Below are 19,801 nucleotides of genomic sequence, written 5' to 3'. Positions count from 1 at the left end.
TCACCTCGGGCGGTCGAGTCGCTGGATGAGCAGGTCGGCCAGGCGCTCCCGGCTCGGCGGGGCGGCCGCGTCGGTGAGGTAGAGGGCGTTCAGCAGCTGGTCGGTGGCGAGCAGTTCACTGCGCGAGCGCTCCAGGAAGCGGGCGATGAGATCGTCACCGGCCCGCGCGGCCTCGTCCCCGAGGTGGGCGCGGACGAACGTGGCGAGCCGGTTGTGGTCGGGGCGGCCCAGCTCCAGGTGGATGCAGCGGCGCATCAGCGGGGCGGGGAAGTCCCGTTCGCCGTTGCTGGTGAGCACCACGAAGGGGAAGGACGTGCAGCGCACCCGGCCGTCGCGCACCCGGACCTTGGTGCCGTCGGCGGTAAGCACCTCGGCCTCCCCGTCGGGCAGCCGGTCCGCCAGGCGGCGCAGCTCGGGTATCTCGAACTCGCCCTCCTCCAGGACGTTCAGCAGGTCGTTGGGCAGGTCGATGTCGCTCTTGTCGAGTTCGTCGATGAGCAGCACGCGCGGGGTGTCGGAGGGCAGCAGGGCGGTGCCGAGCGGGCCGAGCCGGATGTAGCCGCCGATGGCCTCGACGGAACCGGGGCTGCCGGCCGCGCTGCCGTACCCGCCCTGGGCCGCGATCTGCACGTCCTGGAGGCGGGCGATGGCGTCGTAGTGGTAGAGCCCGTCCTGGAGGGCCGAACGGCTCACGATGGACCAGCGCAGCACCTCGCCCAGCCCCAGCTCGTACGCCACCGAGTGCGCGAGTGTGCTCTTGCCCGCGCCGGGGCTGCCGGTGACCAGGAGCGGGCGGCGCAGGTACAGCGCCGCGTTGATCATCTCCAGCTCCTCGGCGCCGGGCCGGTGCAGCTCGGCCAGGTGCCGGTGCGCGCCGAGCCTGCGGTCGCGGGAGCCGTCACCGTCCGCCTCCTGGGCGGTCTCGGCACCGCGTGCGGAGAAGTCGCGCCAGGGCGGGGGCGGGGGCAGCCGGCTCATGCCGTCGTGGGGTTCCCCGGCGCCTCGGTAGATGAGCCACTCGCTGGATTCCGTCATGTCCGGTCCTCGTCGCTCGTCGCCGGGGGCAGCCGTGGGACGTCCCTCACGGTATCGATCCGCCGGACGCCTGGTAAGGGGATCAGAAAGGAGCCGGCGCCCCGGATCACGGGGCCTCCAGCAGGTCGCCGGTGCCGGGCAGGGGGCGGTGCGGGTCGTCGTACAGCAGGGTCGTGCCGTGCGCCCAGTACGACTCGGTGAGCCCGGCGTGCACCTGCTCGCGCAGGGCGTGCAGCACGCCGGGCAGGGCGAGGGCGCCCTCGCCGTCGTCCACGGCCGTCTTCACGCCCCGGTGGAACTCGCCGCACACGCCGTCCGGCCGCCGCCGCCACAGCACCACCCCGAACCCGGCCCGCAGCACCCGGCCGAGCGCGGCCGGCCCGTCGGCCGACCGAGGGTCGCCGGGACGGCACAGCACCGGCACGGTCTGCGGCCCGAGCCCGCGCAGCGCCGCCGTGTCCGGTACGGGCCTGCGCACGCCGTCGTCGCAGTCCAGCACCTCGGCGTGCGCCGGTCGCGGACGCAGCCGTCGCCAGCGGTCCCGGCGCTCGGTGTCCGGGTCCTCGTACGCCTCCCAGGCCGGGGTCTCGTCGGGGAGCTGGTCGCGGTCCGAGCAGCGCACCAGGACGGGGCGTTCGGCGCCGAGCGGGGGGCCGTCCGGGGTGAGACGCCAGTCGTCCACCGGCAGGCTGAGGTGCAGATGCGGCAGGGCGGCGTACAGGGTGGCGGGCCGGCCGGGCTCGTCGCACTGCCGGAACGCCTCGGCGAGGGGCGCGGTCACGTGGCCGGCCAGCCCGGCCAGCGGGGCGCGTTCGCCCTCGTACAGCCGGGCCGGCTCCTGGTCGGGGCCACCGCCGACCGAGACCGACCAGTCGCAGTGGTCCGGCTCCCAGCCCCGGCGCAGCACCACCAGCAGTACGGAGGGCTCGGGTGGCGCGGTGAGCGGCGGGCGCACCGGCTCCAGCACGGCCGCGTCCCGGCCGCCGCCACTGGACGCGACCCGCTGAAGGTCGAGTTGGGCCCGGCCGAGCAGCTCGGTGCGCCGCTGGGCCAGGGCGTGCCGGTAGCCGCTGTCCAGGCCGGTCGCCGTGTGCCGCACCCACTCCCACAGGGCGCGTTCGGCGGCCAGGGCGCTGGGCGCGGGCGGCCGTTCGGCGGCGAGGACGCCCATCGCGTAGTCGAGGACCAGCTTCAGCGCGCCGTCCTGCCGGGCGTGTTCGTAGAGCAGCCCGAGCCCGTCCCGCCAGCCGCGCGGGGCGGGCAGGAGCGACGGGACGCGGAAGTCGGGCAGCGCGCGGAGCACGTCGAGCAGGCCGCGGGTGCTGACCGGCGGGGGCAGGTCGGCGAGCAGTCCGAGCAGCTCGCTCCGCTGCTGCGGGGTGAGGGTGCGGCCGGGGCGGGCGCCGAGTTCGCCCTGGATGTCGGCCCAGGTGGGGTCGGGCGAGTCGGCGCTCTGCTGGCGGTCTCGGTGGTAGCGGTCGTGGGCGTGGAAGACGGACTGGTAGACGTCCTCGCCGTCGGCGGGAAGCCGCAGGGTGCGCAGCCGCTCGACACCGATGGAGGTGCCCCCGCCCCCGTGGTCGGCGCGGGACTTGAGCACGCCGACGACCTCGCCGCGTACGGGGTCGACCACGGGCCCGCCGGAGACGCCGGAGGGCAGGTCGTTCTGCCCGAGCCGGACCTGCTCCTCGGGCGACCAGGCGCTGATGGTGCCCTGCACGGTGAGCGAGCCGTCCAGGATCTGGAGCCTGCCCCGCGGGGCGGTCCAGCCCGCGTAGAACACCTTGGTGCCGCCGAAGTGCGGGTTGGGGCGCTCGGACACGTACACACAGGTGTGGCCGACCGGTTCGCGCAGCCGGACCAGGGCGAGGTCGGGCGCGGGCCAGCTCCCCGGCACCGGGCGCCCGGTCTGCTCCGGGAGCATCGCGGCCACCCGTCCGGGCACCGGGCGCGGGTCGTCGTAGGGGCTGTTCCGGTACACCACGGTGACCTCGCCCCCCTCCCCGGCGTGAACCACGTGTGCGCAGGTCAGAACCCAGTTCGGCGCGACGAAGAAACCACTGCCGAGGAAGCTGACGGGTTCGCCTGGGGCATACCCGGACCCCGCGCGATGAATGCGCACGGTGGCCCCCAGAACGAGGTCACGCAGCGCAAGCTCCGCAGCACCGTCCCCCTCCGGTGCGCCCCCGCCGTACCCCGTGCTCATCCCGGATGCCCCCACACGCCGAACAACGCTCCGGGCCGGGGGGCCGGGGAGGGTTCGGGGGCGGGAGTGAGAGTGGGGCCGGCGACTCGTGCCTCCGTCAGGGGGCCGCCCCCCGCGGACTCCGCGTCCGGCGCCGAGGCCGGCTGCGAACCGGGGAGCGGCGCCCGTGCGAGAGGGCCGGACCCCGCTCCCGGCGCGGTGGGCGCCGGTCCGGCTCCCGGTGCCGGTCCGCTCGGCCCGGGTCCGGCGCCCGGACCGGTCCCGCCTTGCTGGGGGCCGGCCTCCGGCCCGCGTCCAGCCGGCACCGGACCCGTCCCCGGCTCGGGCGGCCCCCCGTTCCACGTCAGGGTGACCGTCAGCGCCGCCTTCGCCTCCCCGTCCGCGAGGAGGCCGACGACCTTGCCGGCCTTCGCGGTCAGCTCGATGCCGAACTCCACGCTGACCTCGTCGGGCCGTACCGCGCTCAGCGGGCCGGAGAGCGAGCGCGCGACCCCGGTGATGAGCGAGTGCAGGCTCTCCACACTGGCCTCCACCCGCTCGTGGAAACCGGTGTCGGTGTACGACAGCTCCTCCGCGCCCGAGATCCGCGCCCACACCGGCGTACCGTCCGGCAGCTCGATCCGCGCCACCCGCGTCGAGTCCCCGTTCATCGGACCCCCGTCCTCTCCCCGCTCGTCCCCCGTCACCGGCCCCGACCGGCACCCCTCGGCACCGGCTGCCCACCTCGCCCGGCGGCTGCCTATGCTTTTCCTGTCCTCTTCCGGCTCCCCAGCCGGAACAGGCGGCACCCTCTCCCCTCGCGGTCACCTCCGCGAATGAGGGTTCTTCCCGCCCGGGACCGGCCCTACCCCTGCACAGACCGACGGAGCGTCATCCATGTACTTCACCGACCGAGGCATCGAAGAACTGGAGAAGCGGCGCGGCGAGGAAGAGGTCACCTTCGAGTGGCTCGCCGAGCAACTGCGTACGTTCGTCGACCTGAACCCCGACTTCGAGGTGCCGGTGGAACGCCTGGCCACGTGGCTGGCGCGGCTGGACGACGAGGACGACGAGTAGCCGCTCGGGGCACTCACCCGGAGGCACCGGCCGCCCTCGCCCACTTCGCCTGCGGGCCCGCCCATGGGGGCAGGGTCCGCACAGCCATGCCCGGACGAGGCTGGCCCCTGTCCCCCGAAAAGGTGTCTTGACTTCCGCCGACCACGATATATCGTGAATGACAGGAGACGCGATATGGCGCGATGGCCGGGCGTGCCCGCCTGTCACGTGTCGCCCCGCTCCGCCTGCTTGCCGCCCCACTGTCCGCGTCACGCCCGAGGAGGACCCGTGTCCGAGTGGACCGTCGCCGAACCCCAGAAGCTGAGCTTCGACGCCCCCGTGACCGAGCTGAACGTCCGCGTGGTCAACGGCACGGTGAACGTCGTGGGCACCGAGGAGAGTTCCGCCCGGCTGGAGATCTCGGACATCGAGGGCCCGCCCCTGATCGTCACGCACCGGCACGGCACCCTGACGGTGGCGTACGAGGACCTGCCCTGGAAGGGCTTCCTGAAGTGGCTGGACCGCGAGGGCTGGCGCCGCAGCGCGGTGGTCACCCTCGCCGTCCCCGCCGGCACCCGCGTCGAGGTGGGCGTGGTGGGCGCCGCCGCGGTCGTCTCCGGGGTGCGGGGGCCGTCCGTCGTCAAGGGTGTCACCGGCGACACCACCCTGGTCGGCGTCTCCGGCCCGGTGCGGGCGGACACCGTCTCGGGCAGCGTGGAGGCCCAGGCCGTCAGCGGGGACCTGCGGTTCAAGTCGGTCTCCGGCGACCTGACGGTGGTCGAGGGCGCGGGTCCCTCCGTCCGCGCCGACTCGGTCAGCGGCTCCATGATCATCGACCTGGACCCGGAGGGCCCCACCGACGTTCGGCTGACCAGCGTCTCCGGCGAGATCGCCATACGGCTCCCGCACCCCGGCGACACCGACGTGGAGGCGAACACCGCGAGCGGCTCGATCTCCAACGCCTTCGACGGCCTGCGTGTCCAGGGCCAGTGGGGCGCCCACAAGATCACCGGCCGCCTCGGGTCGGGCAGCGGCAAGCTGCGGGCCACCACCGTCTCCGGCTCGATCGCCCTGCTGCGCCGCCCGGCCGAGGAGGACGAGGACACCGCCGGGGAATCCGGCCCCGTACCCTCCTCCACCTCCCCCGCGGACGGCACGACCGACAAGAAGGTGCTCTGACATGCCCCCCGTCTTCGCCCACGGCCGCCTCCGCCTGTACCTCCTCAAGCTGCTCGACGAGGCCCCGCGCCACGGCTACGAGGTGATCCGGCTCCTCGAAGAGCGCTTCCAGGGCCTGTACGCCCCCTCGGCCGGCACGGTCTACCCGCGCCTGGCGAAGCTGGAGGCCGAGGGCCTGGTCACCCACACCACCGAGGGCGGCCGCAAGGTCTACTCGATCACCGCCGCGGGCCGCGCCGAGCTGGCCGAGCGCAGCGGTGAACTGGCCGACCTGGAAATGGAGATCGGCGAGTCCGTCGCGGAGCTCGCCGCCGAGATCAAGGCAGACGTCCGGGGCGCCGCGGGCGACCTCCGGCGCGAGATGCGCGCGGCCGCCTCCCGTACCCGCGCGGGCAGGGCGGGCGCCACCGGCCCCTCTGACGAACCGGGCACCCGGAGCGACTCCGAGGCGTGGCGGACCGCCAAGGAGGAGATGCGCCGCGCCAAGCAGGAGTGGAAGGAGCAGGCCCGGCGCGCCAAGGACGAGAGCCGCCGCGCACGCGAGGAGGCCCAGCAGGCCCGGCGCCAGGCCCAGGAGGCTCAGTCGCGGGCCAACGCCCGGGCCCAGGAGGAGATGCGCCGTCTCGCGGGCCGGGTCCAGGAGCGGGTGCAGGACCACTTCACCCGTGGCGACTGGCCGACCGGCGTCCGCGAGGGTCTGGCCGAACTGGCGCGGGAGTTCGGCAACTTCGGCGACTTCGGCAAGGAGGACGCCCGGCGGACCGGCACGGCGGGCACCGGGAGTGCCAAGGCCAAGCCCGGCCCGGACTACTCCGAGACCCCGCCGGACTTCCCGATGGAGTACCAGCCGGCCTGGACCCATGAGCCGCTCACCGGCGACCCCGCCCGCGACCTGGACCGACTGCTGGACCGCTTCCGGGACGGCGTCCGGGACGCGGCCCGCGACCACGGCGTCACCGAGACCCAGCTCCAGGACGTCCGCCGCCATCTGTCGACGGCGGCGGCCCATATCGGCGCGATACTCGACGGCCCGAAGGTCTGAGCCCGTCGGCAGAGGGCTCCGGTCAGCCCGCCTGCGCGGTCCCCTCGCCGTACAGGACCCGTCGCAGCGACTCCTGCGTCACGCCGTGGTCGGCGAGCACCTCGGCGGGGACTCCGGGGCGCACGGTGAGGGCGAGCAGGAGGTGCTCGTCGCCGATGCGCCGGTCACGGCGGCCGACGGCGGCGCGCAGCGCCCCCTCCAGCACGTCCTTGGCGTCCCGCTCGAAGGTCCGCCGGCCCGGCCGGCCGCCCGTGTCGCGGCGGTCTCCGGACAGGGCGCCGGCGCCGTGCGCCTCCTCGGTCCTGGAGACGATCTCCGAGAGGTCGATCCCGAGTCCGGCGAGGGCGTCCGCGTCCGCGCGGGTCAGGCCCGCCCGGCGCCGCGCCTCGGCCAGCGCCTCGCGCAAGGAGTCCCTGCGTTCGGCGAGGCCGAGCGCGGCGAAGGCGAAGGAGGCCCGGCTGCCCTCGCGGTCGAGGAGGGCGAGCAGCAGATGTTCGGCGCCGACGGACCGTACGCCCGCTCGTTCCGCGTGGGCGACCGCGCCCTGGACGACCTCACGGGCGTCCTTGGTGAAGCGTTCGAACATCACTGCCTCCCGTACTTCTTGTGCACGGCCTGCCTGCTGACACCCAGCTCGGCGGCGATCTCCTGCCACGACCAGCCCTGATTGCGCGCCCCGCGCACCTGCACCGCCTCCAGCTGCTCCAGCAGCCTGCGCAGCGCGGCCACGGCCCGCAGCCCGACTCGCGGATCGCGGTCACCGGCCCGCTGGGCGAGATCCGTTGCATCCGTCATGATGTCAACCTAGGTTGACACGACGCGTGATGTCAACCCAAGTTGACAAGGTGGTACGCGAAAAGGCGGGCCCGGCGTCCGGACCCGCCCGTTCTTTCGCGGAGTTCAGGAGTTGCTCAGCACGATCTTCCCGAAGTGCTCGCCGGACTCCAGCCGTTCGAAGCCCTCGCGGGCACGGTCCAGCGGGAGGATCTCGTCGATGACGGGGCGCACCCCGGTCGTGGCGCAGAAGGCGAGCAGGTCCTCCAGCTCGTCCTTGGTGCCCATGGTGGAACCCACGACCTTGAGTTCGAGGAAGAAGATCCGGGTCAGCTCGGCGTGCGAGGGGCGGTCGCCGCTGGTGGCGCCGGAGATCACGACGGTGCCGCCGGGACGCAGGGACTTGATGGAGTGCGACCAGGTCGCGGCGCCCACGGTCTCGATGACGGCGTCCACCCGCTGCGGCAGCCGCGCCCCCGGCTCCACGGCCTCGACGGCGCCGAGCTCCAGTGCCCGCTTCCGCTTGGCCTCGTCCCGGCTGGTGGCGAAGACCCGCAGCCCGGCGGCCCGGCCGAGCACGATGGCGGCCGTGGCGACGCCCCCGCCGGCGCCCTGGACCAGCACCGAGTCACCGGGCCGCACCCCGGCGTTGGTGAACAGCATCCGGTACGCGGTCAGCCAGGCGGTGGGCAGGCAGGCGGCCTCGGCGAAGGAGAGCTCCTTCGGCTTGGGCAGCACGTTCCAGGTGGGGACGGCGACCTGCTCGGCGAAGGTGCCCTGATAGCGCTCGGTGAGGATGGAGCGGGGCTCGCGGGGGCCGACCCCGTAGCCGCTCTGGCCGATGACGGAGTGCAGGACGACCTCGTTGCCGTCCTCGTCGATCCCGGCGGCATCACAGCCGAGGATCATCGGCAGCCGGTCCTCGGGGAGCCCGACGCCCCGCAGGGACCAGAGGTCGTGATGGTTGAGGGAGGCGGCACGGACGTCGACGGTGCTCCAGCCCGGCCGGGCCTCGGGGGCCGGGCGCTCCCCCAACTCCAGGCCCGAGAGCGGCTGATCACGGTCGATCCGGGCGGCATAGGCGGCGAACATGCCGTCGACGATAGATTCCGCCCCGCCCCGAAGGAACCGCCCGACGGTGTGACACACACCCTCTTGCGCGCGGCGACCCACCCGGTCCGGCAGAGCGAGCCCTCGGGACGCGGTAACGGCCCCGCCCCACGAGGGGCGGGGCCGTTACCGGCGGACGCTCGCGCGCGGGCGTCAGCGCCGGGCGACACCCTCCGCGCGGGCCGCGGCAGCGACGGCGGCCGTGACCGCGGGGGCGACCCGCTCGTCGAACGGGGAGGGGATCACGTAGTCGGCGGAGAGGTCGTCGCCGACGACGGCGGCGAGCGCCTCGGCTGCGGCGATCTTCATGCCCTCGGTGATCCGGGAGGCCCGCACCTGGAGCGCACCGGCGAAGATGCCCGGGAAGGCGAGCACGTTGTTGATCTGGTTCGGGAAGTCCGAGCGCCCGGTGGCGACGACGGCCGCGTACTTGTGCGCGACCTCGGGGTGCACCTCGGGGTTCGGGTTGGCCATGGCGAACACGAAGGCGCCCTTCGCCATCGAGGCGACCGCCTCCTCGGAGACCGTGCCGCCGGAGACGCCGATGAACACGTCGGCGCCGGCCAGCGCGTCCTCCAGCGTGCCGGTGAGCTTGGCCTTGTTGGTGAAGGAGGCCAACTCCCGCTTGACGTCGGTCAGGTCGGTCCGGTCGGCGGAGACGACGCCCTTGCGGTCGGCGACCGCCACGTCCCCGATGCCGGCCTCGATCAGCATCCGGGCGATGGCGACCCCGGCCGCCCCGGCCCCGGAGATGACGACGCGGAGCTGCCCGATCTCGCGCCCGCTGAGCCGGGCCGCGTTGCGCAGCGCCGCCAGCGTGACGACGGCGGTGCCGTGCTGGTCGTCGTGGAAGACCGGGATGTCCAGCCGCTCCTGCAGGCGCCGCTCGATCTCGAAGCAGCGCGGCGCGGAGATGTCCTCCAGGTTCACCCCGCCGAAGGAGGGGGCGAGCCGGACGACGGTCTCCACGATCTCGTCGACTCCGGTGCAGTCGAGGGCGATCGGCACCGCGTCGACCCCGCCGAACTGCTTGAACAGGATCGCCTTGCCCTCCATCACGGGGAGGGACGCCTCGGGACCGATGTCCCCGAGACCGAGCACGGCCGTGCCGTCGGTGACGACGGCGACGACCGAGGACTTCCAGGTGTAGTCGTTGACCAGCTCCGGCGTTTCCGCGATCGCGGTGCACACGCGCGCGACGCCGGGGGTGTACGCGAGGGAAAGGTCTTCCGTGTCCCGGATCGGCACGGTGGCCCGCACGGCCATCTTGCCGCCGCGGTGCAGCGCGAACGCGGGGTCGAAGGAGTCCAGGGGCTCGGCCCCGCCCTCCGGTCCGGCACCGCTGTCGCTGCGAGGATTGACGATCTCCGCTGCCACTTTGTCTTACCCCTTAGGTATGCATGGTTGAGGGTCGACCACTCCGGGTGAGGAGTGGGCGGGCACCGCGCACGGCTCGATTGACGGATACGTACGAGCACATACGCGACGGGCGCGCCGCACACGCGCCCTGAGCCCCGGATGAGGGGTGTAAAGAACCTTCATACCGGACGGACGGGCGGACCACGAGTCCATTAGGCGCAAGGTCACATGTCGCCCCGGAATGCCGCCCGGCCCTCCGCCGCCTCCGCACACCCCTCGCACAGAGGGCCCGCGGCCGCACCTCAGAGGAACCTCAACCGCCCGGCGAATCCCCTCAATCGCCGCACACCGGCCGTCCGGATCGTGAGACCCCCTGCGGATCTTCCGGTGTGAACACCGTATTTCCGCAGATCATCCGGTGCGAATGGAGCGCGGATGTACCGACCTGATCCGGTTCTCGGTCACCCGTTATCCGATTTTGACATTGTGACGCCCCTGAATGGCGTAGTCCGAATGGCAGGATGCCGTAAACCCACGAGGTCGCGGCACCCGAAGGTGTGTGTTCTCGTCGACCCCATCGGTACGTCTTCTCTTCCCATCCGCCGGAGGAACCACGATGACCGCAAGCTCCACCCGTCGTACGACCGCACGGTCCCGGATCGCAGCGGCCGGTGCGATCGCGGTCGCGGGCACCCTGCTCCTCACCGGCTGCGGTGACCAGACCAAGGGCAAGGACTCCGGCAGCGCCTCCTCCACCGCGCCCCTCGCCGATCTGCTCCCCTCCGACATCCGGAACAAGGGCGAGATCAAGGTCGGTTCCGACATCCACTACGCGCCGGTCGAGTTCAAGGACTCCTCCGGCAAGGTCGTCGGCATCGACCCGGACCTCGCCACCGCCCTCGGCGACCAGCTCGGTGTGAAGTTCAGCTTCGAGGACGGCACGTTCGACGGACTGCTCACCGGTCTGCGCTCGGGCCGGTTCAACATGGCCATGTCCGCGATGACCGACAACAAGAACCGCCAGGAGGGCGTCGACCCCGACACGGGCAAGAAGGTCGGCGAGGGCGTCGACTTCGTCGACTACCTGACGGCGGGCGTCTCCATCTACACGCGCAAGGGCGAGACCAAGGGCATCACCGACTGGTCGGACCTGTGCGGCAAGAAGCTCGCCGTCCAGCGCGGCACGGTCTCCGAGGACCTGGCCAAGCAGGAGACCAAGAAGTGTCCGGCCGGCAAGAAGATCGGCATCGAGCCGTTCGACGACGACCAGCAGTCCCAGACCCGGCTGCGCTCCGGTGGTGTGGACGCCGCCTCCTCCGACTTCCCGGTCGCCGCCTACGCGGTGAAGACCTCCGGCGGCGGCAAGGACTTCGAGGTCGTGGGCGACCAGGTCGAGGCGGCCCCGTACGGCATCGCGGTCGCCAAGAAGGACACGCAGCTGCGTGACGCCCTCAAGGCCGCGCTGAACGCGATCATCAAGAACGGCGAGTACGCGAAGATCCTCCAGAAGTGGGGCGCGCAGGACGGCGCCGTCAAGGAAGCCGCGATCAACGGCGGCAAGTGATCCGCGGAACCTCAGCGGCCACCGAGAGGCAATACCTGTGACTGACATCGAGAAGACGGCCGGGGGCAAGGGCGCTCCCCCGGCCGCGCCGGAGGCCATCAAGGCCATCCCGGTCAAGCACTACGGGCGCTACGTGTCCGCCGTCATCGCCATCGCGCTGCTCGCGGCGATCGTGTACGCCTTCAGCCAGGGCAAGATCAACTGGCATGCGATCCCGGACTACTTCTTCGACGACCGCATCCTGACCGGCGTCGGCAAGACCCTGCTGCTGACGGTCCTGTCGATGGTGATCGGCATCGTGGGCGGCATCGTCCTCGCGGTGATGCGGCTGTCGAAGAACCCGGTGACCTCGTCGATCGCCTGGTTCTACATCTGGTTCTTCCGCGGCACCCCCGTGCTGGTGCAGCTGTTCCTGTGGTTCAACCTGGGACTCGTCTTCGAGTACATCAACCTGGGTCCGATCTACAAGAACTACTGGTCGGACTTCATGACGCCGCTGCTGACGGCGCTGCTCGGCCTCGGCCTCAACGAGGCCGCGTACATGGCGGAGATCTGCCGCGCCGGCCTGCTCGCGGTGGACGAGGGCCAGACCGAGGCGTCCCACGCGCTGGGCATGAGCCACGCCAAGACGCTGCGCCGGGTCGTGATCCCGCAGGCGATGCGCGTGATCGTGCCGCCCACGGGCAACGAAGTGATCAACATGCTGAAGACGACCTCGCTCGTGGCGGCCGTCCAGTATCCCGAACTCTTCCGCTATGCCCAGGACATCGGACAGAACTCGGGCGCTCCGGTGGAGATGTACTTCCTCGCCGCCGCGTGGTACCTGATCATGACCTCCATCCTGAGCGTCGGCCAGTACTACATCGAGCGCTACTACGCCCGCGGCTCCAGCCGACAACTGCCGGACACTCCCTGGCAGAAGGTGAAGGCGAACATGTTCTCCCTGGGCCGTCCGAAGGGAGGCGCGGCATGAGCGACAAGCTGAGCAAGAGCGACACCCCGCCGAAGGCGGTCGTGCCGATGGTGAAGTCCGAGGGCGTGCACAAGTCCTTCGGCGCGGTGGAGGTCCTCAAGGGCATCGACCTGGAGGTGAAGCCGGGCGAGGTGTTCTGCCTCATCGGCCCCTCCGGCTCCGGCAAGTCGACCTTCCTGAGGTGCATCAACCACCTGGAGAAGGTCAACGCCGGGCGCCTGTACGTCGACGGCGAGCTGGTCGGCTACCGCCAGAAGGGCGACAAGCTGTACGAGCTGCGGGACAGCGAGGTCGCGCTGAAGCGCCGGGACATCGGCATGGTCTTCCAGCGCTTCAACCTCTTCCCGCACATGACGGCCGCGGAGAACGTCGCCGAGGCGCCCGTGCAGGTCAAGGGCGTCTCCAGGCGGGCGGCGCAGGAGCAGGCGATGCAGCTCTTGGAGCGGGTGGGCCTCGGCGACAAGGCGGGCAACTACCCCTCCCAGCTCTCCGGCGGCCAGCAGCAGCGCGTGGCGATCGCCCGGGCCCTCGCCATGGAGCCCAAGCTGATGCTCTTCGACGAGCCCACGTCGGCGCTCGACCCGGAGCTGGTCGGTGACGTCCTCGACGTCATGCGCGACCTCGCCGAGTCCGGCATGACGATGGTCGTCGTCACCCACGAGATGGGCTTCGCCCGCGAGGTCGGCGACAGCCTGGTCTTCATGGACGGCGGCGTGGTCGTCGAGTCCGGCCACCCCCGGGACGTCCTCACCAACCCGCAGCACGAACGCACCCAGTCGTTCCTGTCGAAGGTGCTGTAGCCGTCACGGACACACCGAGGGGTGGTACGGGTCATCCCGTACCGCCCCTCTTCGTTGCGTCACTTCAGCGCGAGCACCAGGGAGTCCGAGGGCGAGCACCACACCGGCCGGGCCTCGCCGAAGCCCTGCTCGCGGAGGGCGGAGGCGTGCCAGGCGGCGGACGGGGTGTCGCCGTCGGCGTGTTCGCCGTAGATCTCGAAGCGGCGGGCGGTGGGGCCGGCGAGGACCGGGTCCTGGGCGGCGAGCTGCCACCACTCGGCCCAGTCGAGGGCCCCGTCCCGCTTGGCCCGGTCCATCCGCGCGTGCCGCTGGGCACGTTCGGCGGCGTTGATCCGGGGCGTGGACTCGTCGGCCATGTGATCGGCGTTCATGAACACCCCGCCCTCCCGTACCAGCCCCGCGAGCTGCCCGTACAGCACGGTGAGCGGCTCGGTGTGCAGCCAGTGCAGGGCGGTGGCGGTGAGCACGGCGTCGTAGGCGTCGTACGGCAGCGCCGCCGGCCAGTCGGCGTGCTTGAGGTCGGCCTCGACGAAGGTCACCCGGTCGTCGCCCGCGAACGTACCGCGCGCGATGGCGAGCAGCGCCGGGTCGAGGTCGACCCCGGTGCTGGTCGCCTCCGGGAACCGCGCCAGCAGCCGCGCGGTGATCGTGCCCGTACCGCAGGCGAGGTCGAGCACGCGCGGGGCGCTGCCGGCGAACGCCTCCACCATGTCGAGCATGACGCGGAACCGCTCCTCGCGGTCGGGCATGTACCACTCCTGCTGCCGGTCCCAGCTCTCCTGCCAGGCGGCCCAGTCCGTGCCCGTACCTATGGTGGTCACGATTCCCCATCCCCTTCCGCGCACGCGTAATACCCTGGAAGTGCGTCCGGCCATTACCCGACCGCAGACACGACCATAGAGCGCCCCAGTAAGGACTACAAGTGGAACTGGCCCGTTACTCGGACTACGCCGTACGCCTCGTCAACAGCGAGGAGCCGGGCCAGGGCAAGGACTCCCTGACCTCGGTGGAGGCCGTACGCGACCTCTTCGACGTGAACGCGTCGGCGGCCCGCCGCGCCACCGACGCCGATGTCACGCGTTTCCGCTCGGTCCGCGCCCGGCTGCGCTCGGTGTTCGAGGCGGCGGACGAGGGGGACGAGACGCTGGCCGTGGACCTGCTGAACTCCCTGCTGCTGGAGTTCCCGGTCAGCCCGCAGATCTCCGGCCACGACTTCCGCGACGACGACGGCCGCCCGCTGTGGCACATGCACCTGGCCGATCACCCGTCGAACGCGACCGCGGGCTACGCGGCCATCGCCGCGATGGGACTGGCGTTCCATCTCACCGAGTACGGCGTCGACCGGCTGGGCCTGTGCCAGGCCGCCCCCTGCCGGAACGCCTACCTGGACACCTCCACCAACCGCTCCCGCCGCTACTGCTCCGACCGCTGCGCCACCCGCGCGAACGTCGCCGCCTACCGCGCCCGGAAGCGCCTGGCCGCCGACCGGTCCGAGAACAGCGGTCTGGCCGCGGAGAACGCCCAGCGCACGACCGCCAGCGGCGAGCGCCGGCCGGCGGGCGGCCGGTAGCGCAGCCAGGCCCGCCCGAGGATCAGCTCCTCGGGCACGACCCCGTAGTCGGTGCTGTCCCCGCCCGCGTACGGGTTGTCGCCGAGCACCCACCAGCCGCCCTCGCGCCGCTCGACCGCACGCTTGACGACCAGCAGGTCCTGCTGGAAGGGGTGGCGCAGGACGACGATCTGTCCCGGCCGGACGGGAACGCCGTACCGCAGCAGCAGGCGGTCCCCGTGGTGGAGCGTGGGCACCATGGAGGGGCCCGTGACCTCGGCAAGGCCGAAGGGCGGCAGCGCTCGGCCCCGCTCGGTGTCCTGCGACAGCTCCGGCATCCCCGGCACCTCCCCGGTCCGTATCCCCACAGTCTCAGTCTGACCCCGGACTTTTGTCCTAAGCCCTGGGGGGCACTCGGGAAAACCCGTCCCTCAGGGAGTAATGTCCCACCTGAGAAGACGATCACGAGGAAGGAACGCTCCATGCTTTCCCGCCTGTTTGCCCCCAAGGTCAAGGTCAGCGCCCACTGCGACCTGCCCTGCGGTGTGTACGACCCCGCCCAGGCCCGCATCGAGGCGGAGTCGGTGAAGGCCATCCAGGAGAAGATGGCCGCCAACGACGACCTGCACTTCCAGATCCGTGCCACGGTGATCAAGGAGCAGCGCGCCGAGCTGGCCAAGCACCACCTGGACGTGCTCTGGAGCGACTACTTCAAGCCGCCGCACTTCGAGAGCTACCCCGAGCTGCACACGCTCGTCAACGAGGCCGTCAAGGCCCTCTCCGCCGCCAAGGCCTCCACGGACCCGGCGACGGGCCAGAAGGCCCTGGACTACATCGCCCAGATCGACAAGATCTTCTGGGAGACCAAGAAGGCTTGATCTCCCTCTAGGCCGTCTGACCTGCACTTTCGCGAGTTTGACTGCCTACCAGTCCGCACCCGGTCCGCAGGCCGCCGAGCACGGCGTCCATGACGGCCCGGGTGCGGTCTTCTTCCCCGGGCCAGAGGTGCGCGTAGATCCGCAGCGTGATGACGGCGGACGCGTGCCCGAGGACGAGCTGCACCTGCTTGACGCTCGCGCCGCCGGCGATGAGCGCGGAGGCGTAGAAGTGCCGCAGGTCATGGGTGACCATGTGCGGCAGCTCGACGGCCTTGCGGCCCCCGCGCTTGGCCGCCTTGCTCTCCTCCGCCTGGAGCGCCCTGCGGGCGCAGTTCCACTCGGTCTTCCAGCGCCGGTAGTTGAGCGGCTCCCCCTCCTCCATCGCGAACAGCCACTCCTTGGAGGGGCGTGCGGCGAGATGCGCGAGGAGGGCGTCGGTGACGCCGCCCTCGCCGTCGCCCTGGGCAAGGCGGGGCTGGTCGGCAGCCCGGAGGACGATCCTCTCCGCCCGCTGATCGAGGCCGTCGAGGCACACACGGTCGCGCTGAACCGCATCGGCGGCAACCTCAACCAGATCACCGCAGCCATCCACCGAGGAACCGTGCCCGAGCGCGCCGAGGCGGTGCTGGACCGCGTCGAGCAAGCAGCCGAGAGCAGCTACCGACTGATCGACCAGCTCCTGACGGAAGGCACCGCGCATAGTTCCTGACGTCTCCACCGGCTCCGACACCCGCGGACTGATCGCCTACCTCTTCGGCCCCGGCCGCCGCGACGAACACACCAACCCTCACATCGCCGCCTGGGACAAGGCCGGCGCCCCCGACCCCGGCCGCGACCCGGCAGCCACCTACACCCAGCTCGCCAAGCGCCTCGACACCCACGTCGACCTGCGCACCCGCGAGCTGGACGGCAAGAAACCACCCCAGCACGTCTGGCACTGCCCCGTCCGCACCGCACCCGGCGACCGCTACCTCACCGACACCGAGTGGGCCGAGGTCGCCTGCCGCATCATTCACGCTACAGGCATCGCCCCCGAAGGCGACGAGAAGGCATGCCGGTGGATCGCCGTGCGCCACGCCGACGACCACATCCACATCATGGCCACCATCGTCCGCGCCGACGGACGCCGCCCCCGCACCCACCGCGACGGACAGCGGGCCCAAGCCGAGTGCCGCAAGATCGAAGCAGAGTTCGGCCTGCGCCGCCTGAAGTCCGGCGACCTCACCGCACCCCGCACCCCCACCGGCGCCGAACGCGCCAAGGCGGAACGCCAGGGCCAGACGGTCACGGCACGGCACTGGCTGCGCGAGCAGGCATACGCGGTCGCCGCCGCCGTACACAACGAGGCCGACTACTTCACCGTGCTTCCAGTCCCTCGGCATCAAGGTCAAAACACGCCTCGGTCCCGACACCGGCGACGTCATCGGCTACAGCCTCGCCGCACCCGGCGACACCAACGCGGCTGGCGAACCCGTCTGGTACGGCGGCTCCAAACTCGCCCCCGACCTCTCCATCAACCGCCTACGCGAACGCCTCCCCGACCAGCAGATAGCCGAGCACCCGCGGTATGTGGCGGACCCCGCCGACCCATGGCGCCACACCACCACCGCCATACATACGGCACGCACCGTCCTCGACTTCGGTGACGATGCCGCCGCCCAGGGCCACCTGGCCGCCTTCGGCGATGCCCTGTACAACATCGCCAGCGCCACAACCGGCCCACACAGGGCGGAACTACGAGCGGCGGCGATGGCGTTCAACCGCGCCCGACGCTCCGCCATCCGCGCCGACCACCAGGCCGTCACCGCCCTGCGCAAGGCCGCCAAGGAACTCGCCTATACCTCCAGCGAGCCGGGCGGACTCGCCATCGCCCTGCTCTTCGCCACCGTGCACCTGCCCCGCGCCGCCGCCAAGTGGCACGAGCAACGCGGCCACGAACAGCAGGCGGCAGCGGCCGAAGAAGCCCTCCGCCACCTCCAGGCGGGCTACCAGCAGGCCGCCACCCCCGTTTTGGCGGACTTGGCCCGCCGCGCACCACGAGCCGCGACCACCATCCGCTTCGAGCAGGACGTTCGCGCGGCCCTCCCCGACCACGCCGACCGAATCCTCGCCGACCCCACTTGGACCGCCCTGACCACCACCCTCGCCCACGCCGAGACCGCGGGCCACAACCCCCGACGCCTTCTGGGGGAGGTGGGCACCCAACGAGAGCTCGACAGCGCCGAGCACCCCGCCGAGGTTCTCAACTGGCGGATCACGGCTCAACCGAACCGGCGGACGCAAGCGGCTCGCAGCCGAAGCACCACCAGCGGAACGTCGTCCATGTCCGCCACGCCGCGCCCTCCGGCCACACCAGCGGCCACGAGGCCCGAAGAGCGCAGTCGGCACCGCTGACCCGGGTCAGATGCTCTTCTGCGGATGCGCATCCTCATCACGCCGTAGCCTTCCGGCGTGCGCTATCTCGCAGAACCATTCATCCTCCGCGCCCTCAAGCGGGGGCGTTCCGTCGAGCAGTTCCTCGGACCGGCTGGAACCCCCGAGAGGCCGGGGGTCCGCTGGGTCGAAATACGACCGGCCCAAGGTTCCTACGAGGTCTACCTCCACGCCGCTCTCGACTGCGAACCCCTGACGGGCGACCTGGATTCGCTGCCGCCGTTGTTCGACGACGAGGAAGAGGATTTCGGCCTGCTCTTGGCAACCACGAGTGAGCCGCTTGCTGCCATGCGTGCTGCCGAGAGTCAAACCGGAGCCTCACTCAAACGCTGGGTGAACCAGTCCATGGCGGGCGATGAGTACCACGACTACGTACTGGCCGGCCGCCCCGGAACGACACCTGACGACCAGCCGTGGCCCACTCCGCAGTCGTCGGCCGCCAGGTCAGCGACCTCGTAGACGATCAGCGGGGCCCGTTATCCAACCCTTGCGTGGGCACCGGAAGCCGTCGCCGGAGGCGATCGCTGAGTTCATAGCCTTTCGCGCCCGGCAGCCTGCTGGTCGGTGATTGACATGATGGGCGCCGGTGAGTTCTCAGGTGTCTCTAGAGGGGCGACTATGGCGTTCAAGGCCGAAGCCGATTTCGGAGTCGCCGGACGGGACGAGTGGTCCTATGCGCCGGCTGCCGGCGTGGGACCGCTCCGGTTCGGTATGACCGTCGACGAAGTGGTCGAGGCGGCTGAGACACTCGGCCAGACGAAGGTCAGCAATTGTGCACCGGACCACGCGATCTTCTCGCCGACATGGAAGGTCGAGGTCCGCCGTCGCGGGGCGGCTCCTTCTCCATCTGCCGTCACAACCTATGTGAGTCAAGCTGTGGGCCTCTTCTGCATTGCTGTCGACGCCGTGTACGGTCCCCAGGTCGTATACGACGGAATCCCGCTGGTCGGGCGAGACCTGTCGGAGCTGGAGAGCGACGCAATCGCGTATGCCGAGGCAATGGACGTGTACTTCCGCTACACGCCCGAGGGCTACGCAGGACCGGATGATCCCGGGGTCGTCATGCGCGGGCAACTAGTCGGGCCGGTCCTCCGATCGCGCCCGTTGTTCATGGTGACGCGCGACGGCGCGAATACCGAATGGGACTCGATGCCCTCCGAGGAGTACCGCCTCAACGGGTCGACGGCCTGACGTGGCGTGACTCATGACGAGGAGGCCCGAATACGCCAGCCCACCAGTCGAGGTCGCGTTCGGGCCGCCCGTTATGCACCCTGATGCCCTCGCTGTCCGTGGCAGCGAGGGCATCAGTCGTCAGGCGGCTCGGGCTACGGGTAACTGCGCGACCCACGTCGTGACCTCAGTCAGGTGCTCGGGCTGTAGCCCGAGGTGCGGGTCGGGTTGAACGAGGAGAGTTGGCGTTCCCTTGGCGGTGCGCTCTGCCGCCCAGGCGTGGTCGAGGCTGGTGAAGTCGTCGTCGATCCAGACTGCGGGGGCGTCGCGCAGCCAGGCGTCGACGTGGTCGCGCTTCCAGAGGTAGCCGTTGGGGTGGCTGGTGGTGATCTGCGGACGCGGCAGGTCGACGTGCGGCAGGGCCGGGAGGTCGAGAAGGGGCCCGATGAGGGTGGTGGCGTCCTGCCGCCAGCTGGTGCACCAGACCGGGGTGACCAGGCCGGTGCGGATCACGTCCATGAGAAGGCGGCCGTGGTCGGGGTTGAGCCAGACGGTGACCGGGTTGTCGGCGCTGCGGCCGGTGGGGACGACGTCGTGGCGGGCGTGGGTGGCCGGAATCGAGCCGTCCGCGTTGAGGAAGGGTATGAGGACGCCGTCGATGTCGAGGAGCAGGTAGGGCGGGCGCATCGGTTCC

19 protein-coding genes and 4 pseudogenes are annotated in these 19,801 nt (G+C 71.4%); 12 read left to right on the top strand and 11 right to left on the bottom strand.

Going from position 1 to position 19,801, the window contains the following annotated elements:
- From EV284_RS09595 to EV284_RS09585, 3 genes and pseudogenes are all read right to left on the bottom strand, one after another.
- Entirely contained in the window at positions 1-1,035 is a 1,035-nt protein-coding gene (locus EV284_RS09595) for a MoxR family ATPase (protein ID WP_130332261.1), read from the bottom strand.
- Positions 1,036-1,141: 106 nt separating this feature from the next.
- Complete coding sequence (locus tag EV284_RS09590; RefSeq protein ID WP_130332259.1) at positions 1,142-3,241, bottom strand: trypsin-like peptidase domain-containing protein; 2,100 nt, start codon at positions 3,239-3,241, stop codon at positions 1,142-1,144.
- A gap of 320 nt (positions 3,242-3,561) precedes the next feature.
- Positions 3,562-3,891, bottom strand: a pseudogene (locus EV284_RS09585) (CU044_2847 family protein); the annotation flags it as partial.
- Positions 3,892-4,117: 226 nt separating this feature from the next.
- On the opposite strand from EV284_RS09585, the gene EV284_RS09580 reads away from it, so the two are divergent.
- From EV284_RS09580 to EV284_RS09570, 3 genes are all read left to right on the top strand, one after another.
- Positions 4,118-4,297 (top strand): DUF6104 family protein, encoded by a 180-nt coding sequence (locus EV284_RS09580; protein WP_003992906.1) that lies wholly within the window; start codon positions 4,118-4,120, stop codon positions 4,295-4,297.
- A 267-nt stretch (positions 4,298-4,564) separates the two neighbouring features.
- Complete coding sequence (locus EV284_RS09575) at positions 4,565-5,455, top strand: DUF4097 family beta strand repeat-containing protein (RefSeq protein WP_130332257.1); 891 nt, start codon at positions 4,565-4,567, stop codon at positions 5,453-5,455.
- Position 5,456: 1 nt separating this feature from the next.
- On the top strand, positions 5,457-6,497 hold the full coding sequence (locus tag EV284_RS09570) for a PadR family transcriptional regulator (RefSeq protein WP_130332255.1): 1,041 nt from the start codon (positions 5,457-5,459) through the stop codon (positions 6,495-6,497).
- 22 nt (positions 6,498-6,519) lie between these two features.
- Here EV284_RS09570 and EV284_RS09565 read toward each other — a convergent pair whose 3' ends face one another.
- The 4 genes from EV284_RS09565 to EV284_RS09550 all read right to left on the bottom strand — a co-directional run bounded on the left by EV284_RS09565 (position 6,520) and on the right by EV284_RS09550 (position 9,758).
- Positions 6,520-7,083 carry a Clp protease N-terminal domain-containing protein gene (locus EV284_RS09565; protein ID WP_130332253.1) on the bottom strand — a complete coding sequence of 188 codons (564 nt, stop codon included), beginning with the start codon at positions 7,081-7,083 and terminating at the stop codon, positions 6,520-6,522.
- Positions 7,083-7,292: an HTH domain-containing protein gene (locus EV284_RS09560; RefSeq protein WP_030807538.1), complete on the bottom strand. Its 210-nt coding sequence runs from the start codon at positions 7,290-7,292 to the stop codon at positions 7,083-7,085. The genes EV284_RS09565 and EV284_RS09560 overlap by 1 nt, the downstream gene beginning before the upstream one ends.
- 105 nt (positions 7,293-7,397) lie before the next feature.
- A complete protein-coding gene (locus EV284_RS09555) occupies positions 7,398-8,363 on the bottom strand; it encodes a zinc-binding dehydrogenase (protein ID WP_130332251.1) in 966 nt (321 codons plus the stop codon).
- Between the two features lie 171 nt (positions 8,364-8,534).
- Positions 8,535-9,758, bottom strand: coding sequence for an NADP-dependent malic enzyme (locus EV284_RS09550; RefSeq protein ID WP_130332249.1), 1,224 nt, complete (start codon positions 9,756-9,758; stop codon positions 8,535-8,537).
- Between the two features lie 598 nt (positions 9,759-10,356).
- On the opposite strand from EV284_RS09550, the gene EV284_RS09545 reads away from it, so the two are divergent.
- From EV284_RS09545 to EV284_RS09535, 3 genes are read left to right on the top strand one after another with little or no spacing between them, the layout of a single operon-like run.
- Entirely contained in the window at positions 10,357-11,304 is a 948-nt protein-coding gene (locus EV284_RS09545) for an ABC transporter substrate-binding protein (RefSeq protein WP_130332247.1), read from the top strand.
- Positions 11,305-11,341: 37 nt separating this feature from the next.
- Positions 11,342-12,277 carry an amino acid ABC transporter permease gene (locus EV284_RS09540; RefSeq protein ID WP_130332245.1) on the top strand — a complete coding sequence of 312 codons (936 nt, stop codon included), beginning with the start codon at positions 11,342-11,344 and terminating at the stop codon, positions 12,275-12,277.
- Positions 12,274-13,077 (top strand): amino acid ABC transporter ATP-binding protein, encoded by an 804-nt coding sequence (locus tag EV284_RS09535; protein ID WP_278045814.1) that lies wholly within the window; start codon positions 12,274-12,276, stop codon positions 13,075-13,077. The genes EV284_RS09540 and EV284_RS09535 overlap by 4 nt, the downstream gene beginning before the upstream one ends.
- Before the next feature lie 59 nt (positions 13,078-13,136).
- Here EV284_RS09535 and EV284_RS09530 read toward each other — a convergent pair whose 3' ends face one another.
- Positions 13,137-13,898, bottom strand: a complete 762-nt coding sequence (locus EV284_RS09530) for a class I SAM-dependent methyltransferase (protein WP_242625632.1) — start codon at positions 13,896-13,898, stop codon at positions 13,137-13,139.
- Between the two features lie 101 nt (positions 13,899-13,999).
- On the opposite strand from EV284_RS09530, the gene EV284_RS09525 reads away from it, so the two are divergent.
- The gene (locus EV284_RS09525) at positions 14,000-14,647 is read left to right on the top strand and encodes a CGNR zinc finger domain-containing protein (RefSeq protein ID WP_130332241.1); all 648 of its coding nucleotides are present in this window, start codon (positions 14,000-14,002) and stop codon (positions 14,645-14,647) included.
- Here EV284_RS09525 and sodX read toward each other — a convergent pair.
- Positions 14,533-14,964 carry a nickel-type superoxide dismutase maturation protease gene (sodX, locus tag EV284_RS09520; RefSeq protein WP_130332239.1) on the bottom strand — a complete coding sequence of 144 codons (432 nt, stop codon included), beginning with the start codon at positions 14,962-14,964 and terminating at the stop codon, positions 14,533-14,535. The genes EV284_RS09525 and sodX overlap by 115 nt on opposite strands.
- 144 nt (positions 14,965-15,108) lie before the next feature.
- On the opposite strand from sodX, the gene sodN reads away from it, so the two are divergent.
- Entirely contained in the window at positions 15,109-15,504 is a 396-nt protein-coding gene (gene sodN, locus EV284_RS09515; protein ID WP_031181160.1) for a superoxide dismutase, Ni, read from the top strand.
- A 7-nt stretch (positions 15,505-15,511) separates the two neighbouring features.
- On the opposite strand, the pseudogene EV284_RS09510 reads toward sodN, so the two are convergent.
- Positions 15,512-15,946 (bottom strand): annotated as a pseudogene (locus EV284_RS09510) (site-specific integrase); the annotation flags it as partial.
- On the opposite strand from EV284_RS09510, the pseudogene EV284_RS09505 reads away from it, so the two are divergent.
- The 4 genes and pseudogenes from EV284_RS09505 to EV284_RS09490 all read left to right on the top strand — a co-directional run.
- Positions 15,938-16,213, top strand: a pseudogene (locus EV284_RS09505) (hypothetical protein); the annotation flags it as partial. The pseudogenes EV284_RS09510 and EV284_RS09505 sit on opposite strands and share 9 nt — an antisense overlap.
- Positions 16,203-17,898, top strand: a pseudogene (locus EV284_RS09500) (mobilization protein). The pseudogenes EV284_RS09505 and EV284_RS09500, both read left to right, overlap by 11 nt.
- A gap of 57 nt (positions 17,899-17,955) precedes the next feature.
- Positions 17,956-18,396, top strand: a complete 441-nt coding sequence (locus tag EV284_RS09495) for a hypothetical protein (RefSeq protein ID WP_130332237.1) — start codon at positions 17,956-17,958, stop codon at positions 18,394-18,396.
- A 159-nt stretch (positions 18,397-18,555) separates the two neighbouring features.
- A complete protein-coding gene (locus tag EV284_RS09490) occupies positions 18,556-19,128 on the top strand; it encodes a hypothetical protein (RefSeq protein WP_130332235.1) in 573 nt (190 codons plus the stop codon).
- A gap of 120 nt (positions 19,129-19,248) precedes the next feature.
- Here the strand turns inward: EV284_RS09490 and EV284_RS09485 are convergent, their stop codons facing one another.
- Positions 19,249-19,794, bottom strand: a complete 546-nt coding sequence (locus EV284_RS09485; RefSeq protein WP_130332233.1) for an HAD domain-containing protein — start codon at positions 19,792-19,794, stop codon at positions 19,249-19,251.
- Positions 19,795-19,801 lie beyond the last annotated feature (7 nt).

This window comes from Streptomyces sp. BK022, from assembly GCF_004217355.1.
GTDB classification, from domain to species: Bacteria; Actinomycetota; Actinomycetes; order Streptomycetales; family Streptomycetaceae; genus Streptomyces; species Streptomyces griseoluteus.
This window is presented reverse-complemented; position numbering and strand designations above follow the sequence as displayed.